Here is a 14,773-nt window from a genome sequence, read left to right as displayed (position 1 = left end):
TCTTCCTAACCTCGTAAATAAACTGTCGTGGTGTGAGTATAGAACTCTCTCGCCGCTGCTCCTTGCTCTTTGGGACCATAGGCCGAAGCTTTGGCGCCACCAAACGGTACATGCGGATCGGCTCCGGCAGACTCCGAGTTCACATGGAGAATGCCGACATCCAGGCGTTGCTGCGCATCGATAGCAGTAGCCAAATCTCGGGTGAACAAGGCTAGGCTCAACCCAAATTCTGAGTCCTCGGCAGCGGCAAATGCTTCTTCGCTTCCCGAGACTCGCAATAAGGTGAGTACCGGAGCGAAAAATTCTTCGCGCCATGCCGTGTTTTCTCGGCCTCGGACATCATTGCTGATACCCAGAATTGTGGGCGCGATATACGTTGCACACTTAGGGGCGAGACCTTCAAAAATGACCTCGGCGCCTTCAGACTTCGCCTTGTTAATCCCGTTCCGGACGGCGTTGGCTGATTTAATATCAACGACTGGGCCCATGTGTACTGCTGGATCCAGCGGATCACCGGTAACCCATTGGGACAATCGTAGGATGAGTTTTCTCAGAAATTCATCGGCAATAGACTCATCGAGGATGAGCCTGCTGGTGGCGGTGCATTTTTGTCCGCTGGATCGAAAAGCGCCGAACAGCACCTGTTCGCTGGCAAGGTCCAGATCCGCATCGGCAAGCACTACCGAGGCATTTTTACCGCCCATTTCTGCTTGCACCGGTATCCCTCGAGCAGCTCCCAGTGCACAAAGTTTGCGTCCAACACCTGTAGACCCAGTGAACGACAAGCCTGCTAGCTGCGGCTGATCCATGATTGAGTCCCCCAACGAGCCAGGACCGATGATCAGATTAAGCACTCCCTCCGGCAGGCCCGCATGTTCGAATGCCTGAACCAACCGCGTCGCCAACAACGGGACGAGACTTGCAGGTTTGAACACGACGGTGTTTCCAAAAATCAGTGCCGGTGCAATTTTCCATGCGGGGATAGCTATCGGGAAGTTGAACGGGGTTACGATACCCACCACCCCTAAAGGCTTATGGGACACCAGGATCTGTTCTCCCACCCGGGGAGAGTGGAAGGTACTTCCGCTGGTTCGTTCAGACTCCGCTGCGTAATAGGACAGTATTTGTCCTGCCCTACGTACCTCGCCTATCCCTTCGGGCAGAGTCTTGCCCTCTTCTGTAGCCAGCTCGGCTCCAAATTGCTCCGCGTGCTCATTAAGGTAAGCCGAGGCTCTAAGGAGATATCCTGCGCGTTCGGCCATTGGCGTGGAGGACCAGCTAGCTCTGGCACCCTCAGCTGCTATGAAAGCCTCGGTGACCTGTGCGGTATCTGCGGCTTTTCCGGAGGCCACACGAATCTCTGGGTCGACTGCACTGGTCGAAACGAGCTCGTCGGCATTGCCGGGGATCCAGTGGCCATTTATGAATTGGTGGAGAGTTGCTGCGGTCTGCTGTGTCATATTTTTTGGCTTTTCTTGTACAGAAGATCTTTAGCGGAAGGCCGGAATGCCGGTAAGCTTATTACCCAGTATCAGCGTGTGCACTTCATCGGTTCCTTCGTAGGTACGCACGGATTCTAGGTTGTTGGCATGACGCAATGGCGAGTAGTCCAAGGTAATGCCGTTACCGCCCAAAATCGTTCGAGCTTCTCGACAGATTGCGATGGCCTCACGGCAGTTATTGAGTTTGCCCACGGAAATCTGATGCAGATCTAGAGCTCCGGCATCCTTCTGACGTCCAATATGAAGAGCCAGCAGGAAGCCCTTGTTAATCTCCAAAGCCATATCAACCAGCTTCTGCTGTGTCATTTGGTAGCCAGCCAGCGGCTTATCAAACTGCAATCGTTCTTGCGAATATTTCAACGCTACTTCAAAGGAGTCACGTGCAGCGCCCATAGCACCCCAGATAATTCCGTAGCGAGCTTCATTTAAACAAGAGAATGGGCCTTTAAGTCCGACCACGTTGGGAAGCACTGCGGTTGCTGGCAGACGAACGTCGGTCATTTCAATTTCACACTGGACAGAGGCACGCATTGAAAGTTTAGGTTCAATGGGCGTGGCCTTGAAACCAGCAGTCTTGGTAGGCACCACAAATCCGCGGATACCTTCGTCGGTCTGTGCCCAAATTACCGCCACCTGGGCAACATTGGCTAGGCCGATCCAACGCTTCAGGCCATTTAGTACCCAATCATCCCCATCCCGGCGGGCGAACGTTGTCATGCTAGAAGGGTCCGAACCCGCGGTCGGCTCGGTCAAACCAAAACAGCCAATCGCTTGGCCCGCTGCCATCTGTGGCAACCATTCTTGTTTTTGCTCCTCCGAACCGTGCTTGTAAATGGCGCTCATGGCCAGTGATCCTTGGACCGAGACGAAGGTGCGCAGTCCGGAATCTCCGGCTTCCAATTCGGCACCAGCTAGACCATATTCAACGGCTGAACGTCCTGCACAGCCGTAGCCGTCAAGATGCATTCCAAGCAGGCCTAGCTTCGCCATCTCCGGTACGATTTCCAAGGGGAAAATGGCATTTTCATACCAGTTGGCAATATTCGGCTTGATGCTTTCATTAACAAATGAGCGCACGTTGTTTCGTAAGGCGAGTTCTTCACCGCTGAGTAACGCATCAAAGTTGATCAGATCGGCTGGGTCTAGGGCAGCGGTCGATAGTGAATCATTCATGGAATTATCTCCTTTAGAGTTTGGCGGTGCCAAGAAAAGTCTGCTGGTGTTCGCCTAAGGCAGGGGGCACAAGACGGTATTCTGCTTTACTTCGCGAGAGGTTAATCGGGCTTGCCACCTGCGTTGAACGCCGTCCGGTAGCTGAGTCCTCGATACTCACCAAAGGTTCCAGCCCGAGCGTTACCGCGAGCTCTAAGGCTTCTGCGACAGAGTTGACCTTGCCTGCTGGAACTCCAGCCTGCATTAGGCGACTTGTCCAGCGGATGGCGCTGTCTTGAACCGTGATTTCTTCAATGAGCTCCTTGAGCTCTCGTCGATGTTTTACACGCTCCAGGTTTTCAACAAAACGTTTGTCACTGGCAAGCTCAGGCACCCCTAGTTCTGAAACCAGAGCCGAGAATTGGCGGTTATTTCCGACAGCGATCACCATCACTCCGTCCGCTGTTGCGAAGGTTTCATACGGCGCGATACTCGGATGTGCATTGCCCAAGCGTGGCGGCGACTCACCAGTCGCTACGGTACTGCTGGCTTGATTCGTGAGTCCTGCCAGCATGGATGTCATCAGCGAAATATCTACCTTTTGCCCTAGGCCGCTTTGCTCGCGTTCGCGCAGGGCAAGCAGGATTCCGGTTGTCGCATTCTGGGCGGCAAGCACATCAACCAAAGCCACACCTACTTTGCTCGGTGTCCCCTCGGGTTCCCCGGTGATGCTCATCAGTCCTCCGACAGCCTGAACCAGAAGATCAAACCCAGGAAGGCTGGCACCTGCCCGGTCACCGAATCCGGAAATCGAGCAATACACTAGGCGGGGGTTCGTTTCCTTGACAGATTCGTAGTCAAGTCCGAATTGGGTGAGCACACCGGGACGAAAGTTTTGTACGAGCACATCTGCGTCGTCAATAATCTTGCGTAGTTCGTGCAGTTCGTCGGAGTTCTTGAAGTCGACGATAATTGCCTGCTTATTACGATTCACCGCCGAGTAGTACGTGCTCACACCATCGCTGGTGACAGGCGGCAACCACCCGCGTGTTTCATCTCCCGCGCGACTTTCAATTTTCAGCACCTCGGCCCCGAAGTCGCCCAGCGTCATGGTAGATAACGGACCGGCAAGGATCCGTGACAGGTCTACGACCTTAACTCCTTGCATTGGTTGAGCCATGAGCCACCTACGATCTAATCCCAAAATGAACAGTTACATGTTGCATGCAACTGTATGGCAATTAGTTCCAGTGTTCAATAGCACGGGGAATAATCGAGGCTAAAAGATGAGCTCTTCCAACCGAGACAGGTACTGCTCATCATTCAGCCCTGGCGTGCGCGCGCACACCGCTCGCACGAGCATCTGCGCGGTGCGCAAAACGTGATTTTGCATGGCGATCTGCGCACCGGATGGATCGCGTTTCAGGATTGCGTTCATGAGCTCATCGCGGTCACCGGCTAGATCTTGGCTCGTTCGGGCCTGTGGAATCGTGACCTGCCCATGGGCCAACACCAAATTGCGCAGTTCCCCGACAATGCCGTCAAGTTTCGCGTTACGCGCCAGCCCGAGTAAGTAAAGATGGAACTTTTTATCCGCCTCTAAGGTGGCACGCCCGTCCCCGGTCTGCCCCACCAAGATCATTTCGTGGTGCAGTTCGCGTAAAATCTCAAGATCAGCCTCGCTGGCGTTGAGTACCGCACGGGCCGCGGCCGGGGGCTCCACAACCAAACGAAGTTGGAATACCTCGACAATGTCGTCCAAGGAAATCTGATTCACGCGCACACCACGATTTTTCGCGACGGTCACAATGCCTTCCTTTTCGAGCAACTGCAACGCTTCGCGTACCGGAGTACGCGAAACTCCGAGCTTCTCAGAAATAGCAATCGCCGAGTAATGATTGCCCGGCGTCATTTCACCGGACACAATCGCCGCGCGAATCTTCGTAGTGACTTGATCCGTCAATGACTCTTTGGGCAAAATCGGTTGCATGCTACTCATACTGGAAGTCTAACTGTTCGGTCTTCAATAACCCCACAAACAAACCGGTGACCGCGCACCGAGTAGGGTTAAACCGTGACTTCACACAAAATAGCTTCAATGCCGGAACTGGCTGAGACTCTTCGACTCACGGCGCTGAACGCCGCACTGCAGGCGGCGCCCGCAATACAAGGTGCATTTCGCAACAAAATCACCTTCGAAGAGAAAACTAACAGTCATGATCTAGTCACCGCCGTGGACAAGCAAAGCCAGGAGATCATCACCAACTCGCTGCGTACCGCTTTTCCGGGCTCTTGGGTTCTTGGTGAAGAAAATATCGACATGGATTCGGGAACACCGGCGGCCGCTCAAGTGCAGTGGATCGTTGATCCGATCGATGGGACCAGCAACTTCGTACACGGCATCGCGTTTTTCTGCGTCTCTATCGCTGCGGCCATCGACAATCAGTTGGTTGCCGCGGTGATTGTCGACCCGATCTCTGGCGATCAATTTAGCGCTAACTCCGAGGCTGCGTATCTCAACAACCAGCGCCTTACCCCGAGCCAACGTCCCGAGCAGGCACGCGCAAATCTGATGACTGACTACCCCGGCGCAGAATCCCTGATTAAGGATGGACCGCTGGCTTTGGAAGTATTCGGAGCATGGATTCAAGACTTTGCCACGGTACGTCGCAAAGTGTCGGCCGCGCTGGGGCTCGCGCATGTGGCGGCTGGATGGTGTGACGCTAGTATCGGTTTTGATACCAAACCGTGGGACATCGCAGCCGGAGCACACCTAATTCGGATGGCTGGAGGGACTTATCAAGGTTTGGCTTTCGGTAAACAGGTAGCTGCCGATCACTTCTGCGATGGGTTCATCGCCCAAGGCCCCGGAGCTAATTACGAATCATTAAACAATGCGGCGTTGCGAGTACATCAGCTGCGCACTCAGACGCGTTCCAATCAAATCTGACAATATCGAATTATTTGCCAAAGCAGGGTAATTCCGCTGGCTTCGGTCGTACCATGAGGGCATGACACCACATATCCAAAGGACTGCACATTCCGCCGTGCAGCATCATGGTGGCGGAGGGGTGATCTTCGGAGGTATTGGGGCAATATTGCTCTTCACGGCCTTCGCAGTGATGTTGGCGATTCAGTCTCTGGACTGGGTGCCACTGCTCATCGGTATAAGCATGGGCGTCTCTACATTGCTATTCGGAGTCGTTTACCACTTCACGCATTAGCTCAGACACCTTCGGCGCCCCCTTTCGAGGGCGCCGAAACTATGTGCTATTCCCCTAGGTGGGTCGGCGCGAACATGCGCAGAAGCGTCTGTACAACGATCACGTTGGGCCCTTCGCCCGCAAATGATTCACGTAGCGCCTCACCAATCTGATCCGCTTCCACCAGCCGCGCTGGAACTCCGAAGGATTGAGCCAGCGCGACAAAATCGGGCCGGGTTAGCTCGGTAGCTGTTGCCTTGCCAAAGGCACCTTCCATATATTCGCGTAGAATTCCGTACCCGCCATCGTCAACGATTAGCCATGTCACAGGCACGTTGTGTTGCTTCGCGGTGGCAAGTTCAGCAATTGAATACATAGATGAGCCATCACCCGATACCGCAAGAACTCGCGCTTGCTCGGCCGAGGCGCCCTTGATTTGCAGGCCAATGGAACCGCCAATGGCCGAAGGGAAGCCAAACCCTAATCCACCGGCACCCTGCGCTGAGTGGAATTCACCATCGCGAGAATCCCAGCAGCTCCAGCCCCAATAGGCCGCAATCGTCATATCCCAGAAGGTCTGCATATCCGCTGGCACCGCTTCGCGGATATCGGCCATGAACTTCTGCTCGAGATCCAGCCCTTGGCCTCGCAGTCGGTTCTGCACCTTGCCCAGGGTTTGAGTGACCAGCTGCGCTGGACTTTGTCCGTGCCAGTCAGGGCTACTAGACAGTTGAGTCGTGTTGAGTTTCGAGACCAAGAATTCCAAAGCAGTCTTGGCATCAGCGCGGATTCCCAGGGCCGGGGTGTTTGACTCAAGCACCCGCGGCTCGGCATCGATTTGAATCATGTGTCCACGAGGAGCCAGGGTGAAGTAGTTACTGGACACTTCGCCCAGCGATGAGCCGACAACTACCAAGACGTCTGCGTCTTCCAAGACCTCGGTGACGTATCGGTCTTCTACCCAAGACTGCAAAGAAAGCTCGTGTTCCCATGGGAACGCACCGTTACCTCCAGGAGTACACAGCACTGGGGCATTAAGCTTCTCGGCGACCTGGAGCAGTTCGCTTTCCGCTCCGGCCCGTCGCACTCCACCACCGGCGACGATGACTGGTCGTTTAGCATCTGAGAGCCAGCGAACTGCCTCGTCAATCAGTTCGACCCGGGGTGGGTGCTCATAAGCCTCGGCCAAGGCATCATGCACGGGTGGAACAAAGACCGGTGCCAGTAAGACGTCCTGCGGCACTTCAACCCACACCGGCCCCATTGGCACGGTTACCGCCTGCGCCCAAGCGTCTTGGATCGCCGAAGGTATGCCGGAGGCGTGATGCACCGTTTGCTGGAACTTGGTGACGTTCGCAGCCGAGGCCTTCTGGTCATCAAGTTGGTGCAACATGCCTTTACGTCGTGCACCTAAGCCATCCAGTGGGATCTGGCTTGCAATAACCACCATTGGCACACCGGTGGCATAGGCTTCCTGCAACCCTGCCAGAGAGGTCAGTGCTCCGGGGCCTGTGGAAAGGAAAAGTACTCCTACCTCACCGGTGGCGCGGCTATAACCATCCGCGGCGAATGCAGAGTTGTTTTCCACCCGCGAAGAAATGAACTGCAGATTGGAACGAGACAACGCGTCAAAAAGACCCAACGCATGTTGCCCGGGAATCCCGAAGACCGTTTTAGCTCCGAGAGCACTGAGCGTTTCAACAACGAGGTCACCACCGTTACGCTGCACTTCGTTGCTCATTAGTTGTTCTGTCCATTCAGCTGACGGTATTCACTGATCAGGCTGATCAGGTCATAGGTGACGTGCGAGGCAGCAACGCCTGTGAGCTCTGCATGATCATAGGCAGGTGCCACCTCAACAATATCGGCGCCCACAATTTTCAGTCCACGCAAGCCGCGCAAGATTTCCAACAGTTCGCGGCTAGTAATACCGCCGGCTTCTGGAGTGCCGGTGCCAGGCGCATGTGCTGGGTCAAGAACGTCGATATCTACTGAGATATAGAGCGGACGATTGCCGATACGATCACGCAGTTTAGCAACAATTTCTTTAACGCCCTGATAGTAGACATCTGAGCTTGTAACGATGCCAAAACCGAAACGCTTGTCATCTTCGAGGTCTTTCTTACCGTAGAGAGGACCGCGGGTTCCCACATGGCAGATCGCCTCAGTATCGAGGATGCCCTCCTCGACAGCGCGACGGAATGGTGTGCCGTGGGTATATTCGGCGCCGAAGTAGGTATCCCAGGTGTCCAAGTGCGCATCGAAGTGCAACATTGCTACCGGTGCCCCAGCGCGCTGCGAAGCGGCACGCAGTAAAGGCAGCGCAATGGTGTGGTCACCACCTATAGTCACCAACGTCGCACCATCCTCGGTCAGTTCTAGTGCGTTGTGTTCGATTGTTTCAATGGCTTCATTGATATTGAACGGGTTGACTGCCATATCTCCAGCGTCGGAGACCTGGCTCAAGGCGAAAGGCGAAACGTCGACGGCTGGGTTATAGGGACGGATCAATCGCGACGATTCACGCACGTGGTTTGCGCCGAAGCGGGCCCCAGGGCGGTAAGAAACACCGGTGTCAAAGGGAACGCCAACAATTTTAATATCGGACTTTGATACCTGATCTAGGCGTGGCAACCGTGCGTAGGTTCCACCGCCTGCGTAACGGGGAATGACGGCGGCATTGATGGGGCCGATGTTCCCATTTTCTTCGATCCGTACTTCTTTCATGAACGCTTCCTCCCGGCACACCCAATCAAGAGTTGCCTAATATGAAACATGAGTTTCCTCCCATGCTATTTATTGGCACGCCTACCGTCAAGGTGTATTCGTCCATAATGAGGCACGTTTGTGAAGAATGAGAGCCCCACCCTCCCGTTCTAACGGAAAGTGAGACTCTCAAACACTCAACTAGGTAAATTTTTAGCCACGTTCATAATTTCCTGCTTTGGAAAATTCAGCTCGTCACGCAGTCGACGCCACGACCACACCTTTCGGGAAAACGAGGTGGATCACCCTGCGAAAAGACTGAGATTCTATCTTGGATAACACATCTGAACTACTGGCCGTTTTGCCCAGCTGTAAGCTATTTAGCGGTCATGTCGTGCTAAATCCGCGGCACCGATCAACCCTGCATCCGCGCCGAGTTGCGCACGGACAATGCGGGCGTAGGGGCGGTATCCACGTCCCGGAAGGAGTTTGCGGTACGTCGCCTCGGCCGTTGCAATCAGGGAAGTAGAAGCGGATCCCAGTCCCCCTCCAATCACCACGACACCAGGATCCAGAACTGCTGCAAGGTTTGAGATTCCCAATCCCAACCAATGTCCCATCTCTTCAATGAGTTCCATACAGGCGAGGTCGCCATTAGCGGCCAAAGATGTCACCATCGCGCCCGTGACCAGCGCTGGGTCCGCGGAGCAGGCCTCACGAAGATTATGCGCTCGGGGAGAATTGAGCCGGACAAGCTCTGCGGCTTCGCGTCCCAGCGCGTTACCTGAGACATATTGCTCCCAACACCCACGGTTGCCACAGGGGCAACGATGCCCCTCGACTACTAAGGTTTGATGACCGAACTCGCCGGCAACACCAAAGCTGCCCCGTAAAATTCGATTATCAAAAATAATTGCGCCGCCAATGCCGGTGCCGAGCGTTAGGCAAACGCTGAGCTCTTCGCCGCGCGCGGCACCAAAACGGTGTTCCGCCCATCCAGCGGCATCCGCGTCATTGTTTAAGGTGATCTTGCGGTTCATTTTTGCTTCGAGACGTTCTAGCACCGGCTCATCGCGCCAGGCAAGATGAGGCGAGAAAAGAACGTGAGAGCCACTGCGATTGATCCACCCGGCGGCTCCGATACCTACTGGTAGCTGCTGGTTACCATCGCTCAGCTCGTTAACTACGGCGGCGATAGCATCTTCGGTCAAGGCTGCATTCTGCCCCGGAGTGGGACGGAAACTTCGGCGCAGGATCTGGCCATTACCATCTACTATGCCCCCGGCAATTTTAGTTCCCCCGATGTCGATTCCGATCGCGAGGTTCTCGGCGGACATCGCATCCTCCCTATGAGTGAGCACTGCCTAGCGTTTAAGCTTTGAAGGACTTCTTACTGCTATCAACTATGGCCCGGTCCACTTCATGGAACCCCAGGGTGAAACCCACCGAGAGAACTAACGACTTGATGGCAATTTCGTCGAGTTCGTCCGCCACGTATATGAGCTGTACCGGGCCAGCAAGCACCAGCAACAACACGGCCCAAAGCCCATAAACCCATGAAGTTTTAGCCTGAGCCATCTGTGGGTAGCGTGAGCGCCGATAAATAGTGCGAAGTCCCAACACTAAGATTACGCCGGCAAGAATCGCGGCACCTAGAATGAAAAAATTACGTTGGGTGCGAATCAACGTCATGGTCACACCAATGAGGACACCGAGAATTGCAGACATCCACCAATTGGCAGAGCGTAGTTCCGACTGTTCAGCCCGTGGCTCACTTTCCGTCACGGAGCTCCCTTCGGTTATTTAGCGGCGTCGATTAACGTTGTTGACACTATTTCAAGGATACGCTTTGAAATTTATCTAGCTAAAACGGTCAGCCGCTCGTGGCTAAAATTTTCCCGAACGAACCGCTCACTGTCATTCAGAGTAAGAGAGTCCACGTGACTACGGCTGTCTGATCAGTCGTATTTTCCCAGCTGTGTGGCTCGCGGCCCGGAAAAGTCACGGTATCTCCTGCGTGCAATTCGATACGGTCCTCGGGCAACACCAAAGTGAATCCGCCAGAAATCACATGAAGCACTTCCACCTTGCAGTCCACCGAATATAGTTCGGCTTCACCCGAACCCTGTGGCGCAACCTCGGCCCTAATCATTTGCACACGTGTTTCGGTGCGTGGGGTGACAAGTTGTTCGGTGATTCCCTCACCACCTAGGGCAATGCGTGGTGCTTCTTGAAGCCTGACTAGTTTTGTTTCGGGCACAGAAAAAAGTTGGCCAATTTCTATTCCCAACACATCGCAGAGCTTGAGCAATGTCGACACGGATGGGCTTGTCAGGTCCCGTTCGACCCGAGACAAGAAACCTTTAGTCAGCCCAGACATTTCGGCGACTTGGTCGATTGTTAGCCGGCGCGTTTGTCGTACGCCTCGCAAACGGGCGCCAATATTGATCGCTGCGCCGGTGGGTTCTACGGGCAGTGTTTTCATGAGCTCCCACCATTTTTGTTGCCAAGACGCCACGGGTTGGTGGTCCTCGGTCACAGATGTGGCCAAACCATTCTGATCCGACCCTTACATTAGGCAAGTTTACCAATATGCAACCGGGCCCCGACTTAAGCAGTCGCTGTTCAGATAACCTCACGATCTTAATGTCGTTTCAGCCCTGTCCATTGGACGCGACTGAAATTAGACTCGGCGCATGGACACCATCAATGATCCGTCCGCCCAAAGGCTTCGCGCCTATTTAAATGAGGCACGTAGCACCGTGCTTTGGAAGTGCGAGGCGCTGAGCGAAGAATTGGCCCGCCGTCCGATGACGCCTACCGGCACCCATATGCTTGGCATCGTGCACCACCTAGCTGTGACCGAATATGGCTACTTTGGTGAATGCTTGGGGCTACTCCCTAACGATGATCATGTACTCGAATTGCTGCAAAGTGAGGATTCACAAATCGATTTTTTGCCTCCGGCAGATTATTCGGTTCAAGACGTGCTAGAGCTGTACCGAAAATCCGTCGCCTTCGCAGAAGCGGCGTTGGATAATTTAGAGTTAGCTTCTCCGGCCGTCATCCCTTGGTGGTCCATTCATCGCCACAGCACCGTAGAACATCTCATCGTGCATATGATCGCGGAGACCTCCAGGCACGCCGGACAGCTTGATATAGTTCGTGAGCTACTCGACGGTCAGGTCGGCCTTCGTGAACAGGCTCTAAATCTCCCAAGTTACAGTTCCGCTCAATGGCAAGAGCAATATTCGCATTTGCAACAGCTTTCGCAAGAGGTAGTCCAGCGTAAGTAGAGCGCTGAGCGGTTCGTCCTCGGCGAGCGCAGGGCCGGTAAACCTAGTATTACGTAGCACTACGTGGGCGCAGCTGGCGTCGGTGTAGCATCGTAATGTTGCTTCACGAGATGCGGCGCCAAGCTCCGACTGGCCGCGCACCAACCCCAGGTTCATGGGTGGTTCGGATGAAGAAGCGGTCCGTGCGCCGACCGGCTGCGGGCAAGAGCTCTCTTGAGGGTACGTGTTGCCATGAGTATCAATGTTCTTCCGATTATCGATCTGCAAACCGGTCAAGTGCAGTTTCCACTGCATGGTCTCTGGGTTAGTTATTTTGTCACCAATCCTCGACGGCTGGCCGAATCCCTGACTCGTACCGTACGAACCCCCAGTTTTGATGTGTCCCGAGAAGAACTCTCTGTTTTTATCGCCGTCACCGGGCATAATCACGGTATCCCCCACGTATTTAGCCTTGCCAAATTCCCAGCTTTCACTTCGCTCACTAAACTCAACAGTTGAACCTACCTCGGATCATTAGCCTGCCCGCTAGATCCACTCTGTCTCAGGAGACTCATCCCCGTGATGACCCAAAGCTCAACACCCCAGCCCACCAAGGTACAAATACGTCGTTGGCGTAAATATATGGCCGACGAAGTCGCCGAAGGTGCGATTTACCGTGAACTAGCGGTAAAACGCACCGGGCAAGAACACCAGATTCTGCGCGGACTGGCGGAAGCCGAAGAACGCCATGAAAACTACTGGCGTGCAAAACTAGGCGAACACGCCCGCCCGGTCCGCCCCTCGTTGCGACGGACTATGTTGCGTTTCATGGCCCGCCATTTTGGTTCCGTCTTTGTCCTGGCGCTAGCCCAGCGCGCCGAAGGAAATTCTCCTTACGCCACCGATCAAGATGCGGCCCCGCAAATGGCTGCAGATGAACAGGTCCATGAGGAGGTTGTTCGGGCCTTGGCAACCGCGGGTCGCACCCGACTATCTGGCAACTTCCGCGCAGCAGTTTTCGGAGCCAACGATGGTCTCGTTTCAAATTTGGCGTTGGTTATGGGTATTGGCGCTACCGGGGTGGCGTCTTCGTTTGTGCTCTTCTCCGGTATTGCCGGTTTGCTGGCAGGTGCGCTGTCCATGGCAGCCGGCGAGTTCGTCTCGGTGCGTTCCCAGCGCGAGCTGCTCTCCGCATCACGTCCCACTCAGGTCACACTCTCTGCGGCTCAGAATCTAGATTTGGACGCGAACGAATTGGTCCTGATTTATAAGGCCCGAGGAATGAATGATGAGGATGCAGAGCACCGTGCCGCCGAACGCATGGGTCTGTTCACCTGTGACTGCAACCCCTCGTTCTCGCTCCACCCGGAAGTGCGCTCGGCTGAACTTGAACGCGAACATGAGGAACTTGGTTCGGCTCCGGGAGCGGCCATGTCTTCCTTTATGTTCTTTGCCTCTGGCGCAGTCATCCCAATTCTTCCCTATATCTTTGGGCTCTCCGGCCTTCCTGCGGTGATTGTTGCCGTGGTCTTGGTCGGCATTGCGTTGCTTCTCACCGGAGGTATCGTTGGTTTGCTCTCCGGGGCTTCCCCAGTAAAACGTGGCATGCGCCAGCTCGCCATTGGTTTGGGTGCTGCTGCGGTTACGTACTGTCTGGGTCTGCTCTTTGGAACCTCGGTAGCGTAGCGCTCACTGCCTATCTGGCCGCCGCCCAAGGTGGCTGCGGCCAGAAGCTTTTTTAGAACCGTGTGCGGCGACGCAACGGGGTCATGGTTTCAATGAATGCGACCGCTTCGTCCACGGTGTCTACCAACGCAATTCGGTCTTCCATGGCCCGGCCAACTGCCAGCGCTTGGAGCAGTGGCCAGACCGGTAGTTCTTCGCGCCAATGTTTTTCTCCGACCAAAACGATAGGGGTGACGCGCGCACCGGTCGCATAATAGTTCTCGCAGGCATCTTGGAATATTTCTTGGACGGTCCCGGCAGCGCCTGGCAACACTATGATTCCGCCGTTTGATTGTTCGAGCAAGATCGCTTCGCGAATGGAATTCGTGAAGAACTTGGCAATATGTGTGGCAAAGAGGTTTGGTGGCTCATGTCCATAGAACCAGGTGGGCACGCCCAACGAATGATTCTTGCTAGGAAATTGCTCACGCACTCGTACCGCCGCGCGCGCCCACATAGTGCGATGGCGGATAGCGTCGGGTGCCTGCGCCAAAATATCCAAGGCGGCAACGATGTCTTGGGGCTCATAATCGGCAAGCCAAGCACCTGCATTAGCTGCTTCCATCGCACCGGGGCCCCCACCGGTCACAATCGAGTAACCCTTACGCGTGAGAGTGGTCCCAAGCTGAACGGCATCGGCAAATTCTTGGGTTCCTCGTTGTACCGCATGCCCACCCATGACACCAATCATCGGGGTGTTGGCGAAAACTCCGTCGTACACCGCATTTATCATTGCCTGCCCAATATGGTGGTCATGCAATGTGGTAGCCATAGCGGTGTCGTCGGTAGCAAATTTCAGCGGTGGTTTAGATTGTGAATAGGTGTATATCTGCGCGTCAGGTACCTGCGCATAGGGCACTTCTTTGATCCCTGAATACAGTTCATACGGGGTATATAAATCGCGTTCGGAAATATCAAAAGGCAGTTGCACTCCACTACTCATGCAAAGCCCACCGGTAGCTTCAACCAGAGCACGCCCCTGTGAGGAGAACACACAATCGATAAAAAGACAGTCGGCTAGATCGAGGGTACCCAGGAGCGAATCTCTTGTCTGCAAATCAACCCGGTGTACACGCCAGTTCCTGGCACGTGCCATCTGGGTCTCGAGAGCTTCGGCGGCTAGCCTGTCGAATTCCACCAGAGTGGTGATATTTACTGTACGGGCGGGGATATAAGGCCACACTTGAGACATGTAACTAAGCTACCGCGA

At 54.7% G+C, this 14,773-nt stretch carries 15 protein-coding genes and 1 riboswitch; of the genes, 5 read left to right on the top strand and 10 right to left on the bottom strand.

What is annotated here, in order from left to right; genetic code table 11:
* Positions 1-5: 5 nt before the first annotated feature.
* The 4 genes from IEX04_RS04810 to IEX04_RS04795 all read right to left on the bottom strand — a co-directional run bounded on the left by IEX04_RS04810 (position 6) and on the right by IEX04_RS04795 (position 4,653).
* On the bottom strand, positions 6-1,460 hold the full coding sequence (locus IEX04_RS04810) for an aldehyde dehydrogenase family protein (RefSeq protein ID WP_188684166.1): 1,455 nt from the start codon (positions 1,458-1,460) through the stop codon (positions 6-8).
* Between the two features lie 30 nt (positions 1,461-1,490).
* Complete coding sequence (locus tag IEX04_RS04805) at positions 1,491-2,675, bottom strand: acyl-CoA dehydrogenase family protein (protein WP_188684164.1); 1,185 nt, start codon at positions 2,673-2,675, stop codon at positions 1,491-1,493.
* 13 nt (positions 2,676-2,688) lie between these two features.
* Positions 2,689-3,834 carry a CaiB/BaiF CoA transferase family protein gene (locus tag IEX04_RS04800; protein ID WP_096253723.1) on the bottom strand — a complete coding sequence of 382 codons (1,146 nt, stop codon included), beginning with the start codon at positions 3,832-3,834 and terminating at the stop codon, positions 2,689-2,691.
* 99 nt (positions 3,835-3,933) lie between these two features.
* Positions 3,934-4,653 (bottom strand): GntR family transcriptional regulator, encoded by a 720-nt coding sequence (locus IEX04_RS04795; RefSeq protein WP_096253724.1) that lies wholly within the window; start codon positions 4,651-4,653, stop codon positions 3,934-3,936.
* Positions 4,654-4,728: 75 nt separating this feature from the next.
* On the opposite strand from IEX04_RS04795, the gene IEX04_RS04790 reads away from it, so the two are divergent.
* Positions 4,729-5,604, top strand: a complete 876-nt coding sequence (locus IEX04_RS04790; RefSeq protein WP_188684155.1) for an inositol monophosphatase family protein — start codon at positions 4,729-4,731, stop codon at positions 5,602-5,604.
* Between the two features lie 61 nt (positions 5,605-5,665).
* Positions 5,666-5,878: a hypothetical protein gene (locus tag IEX04_RS04785; protein ID WP_194446433.1), complete on the top strand. Its 213-nt coding sequence runs from the start codon at positions 5,666-5,668 to the stop codon at positions 5,876-5,878.
* Positions 5,879-5,924: 46 nt separating this feature from the next.
* Here the strand turns inward: IEX04_RS04785 and IEX04_RS04780 are convergent, their stop codons facing one another.
* The 5 genes from IEX04_RS04780 to IEX04_RS04760 all read right to left on the bottom strand — a co-directional run bounded on the left by IEX04_RS04780 (position 5,925) and on the right by IEX04_RS04760 (position 11,048).
* Positions 5,925-7,598, bottom strand: coding sequence for a thiamine pyrophosphate-binding protein (locus IEX04_RS04780; protein WP_188684151.1), 1,674 nt, complete (start codon positions 7,596-7,598; stop codon positions 5,925-5,927).
* Positions 7,598-8,584, bottom strand: a complete 987-nt coding sequence (speB, locus tag IEX04_RS04775; RefSeq protein ID WP_096253728.1) for an agmatinase — start codon at positions 8,582-8,584, stop codon at positions 7,598-7,600. Before speB ends, IEX04_RS04780 begins: the two co-directional genes overlap by 1 nt.
* Positions 8,585-8,943: 359 nt before the next feature.
* Positions 8,944-9,900: an ROK family protein gene (locus IEX04_RS04770; RefSeq protein WP_188684149.1), complete on the bottom strand. Its 957-nt coding sequence runs from the start codon at positions 9,898-9,900 to the stop codon at positions 8,944-8,946.
* A 34-nt stretch (positions 9,901-9,934) separates the two neighbouring features.
* Positions 9,935-10,348, bottom strand: a complete 414-nt coding sequence (locus IEX04_RS04765; protein WP_096253730.1) for a hypothetical protein — start codon at positions 10,346-10,348, stop codon at positions 9,935-9,937.
* A gap of 136 nt (positions 10,349-10,484) precedes the next feature.
* Positions 10,485-11,048 (bottom strand): helix-turn-helix domain-containing protein, encoded by a 564-nt coding sequence (locus tag IEX04_RS04760; protein ID WP_096253731.1) that lies wholly within the window; start codon positions 11,046-11,048, stop codon positions 10,485-10,487.
* 211 nt (positions 11,049-11,259) lie between these two features.
* Here IEX04_RS04760 and IEX04_RS04755 point away from each other — a divergent pair, with 211 nt between their 5' ends.
* From IEX04_RS04755 to IEX04_RS04745, 3 genes are all read left to right on the top strand, one after another.
* On the top strand, positions 11,260-11,859 hold the full coding sequence (locus tag IEX04_RS04755) for a DinB family protein (RefSeq protein ID WP_096253732.1): 600 nt from the start codon (positions 11,260-11,262) through the stop codon (positions 11,857-11,859).
* Positions 11,860-11,960: 101 nt separating this feature from the next.
* A riboswitch (SAM riboswitch) is annotated at positions 11,961-12,073 on the top strand.
* A 17-nt stretch (positions 12,074-12,090) separates the two neighbouring features.
* The gene (locus IEX04_RS04750; RefSeq protein WP_096253733.1) at positions 12,091-12,357 is read left to right on the top strand and encodes a hypothetical protein; all 267 of its coding nucleotides are present in this window, start codon (positions 12,091-12,093) and stop codon (positions 12,355-12,357) included.
* 63 nt (positions 12,358-12,420) lie between these two features.
* A complete protein-coding gene (locus IEX04_RS04745) occupies positions 12,421-13,524 on the top strand; it encodes a VIT1/CCC1 transporter family protein (protein ID WP_096253734.1) in 1,104 nt (367 codons plus the stop codon).
* Positions 13,525-13,576: 52 nt separating this feature from the next.
* Here IEX04_RS04745 and IEX04_RS04740 read toward each other — a convergent pair whose 3' ends face one another.
* On the bottom strand, positions 13,577-14,755 hold the full coding sequence (locus tag IEX04_RS04740; RefSeq protein ID WP_096253735.1) for an LOG family protein: 1,179 nt from the start codon (positions 14,753-14,755) through the stop codon (positions 13,577-13,579).
* Between the last annotated feature and the right edge of the window lie 18 nt (positions 14,756-14,773).

Source organism: Glutamicibacter ardleyensis, from assembly GCF_014644555.1.
GTDB lineage: Bacteria > Actinomycetota > Actinomycetes > Actinomycetales > Micrococcaceae > Glutamicibacter > Glutamicibacter bergerei.
Note: the sequence above shows the minus strand (reverse complement) of the source record. Positions and strands in the feature narration are given on the sequence as shown.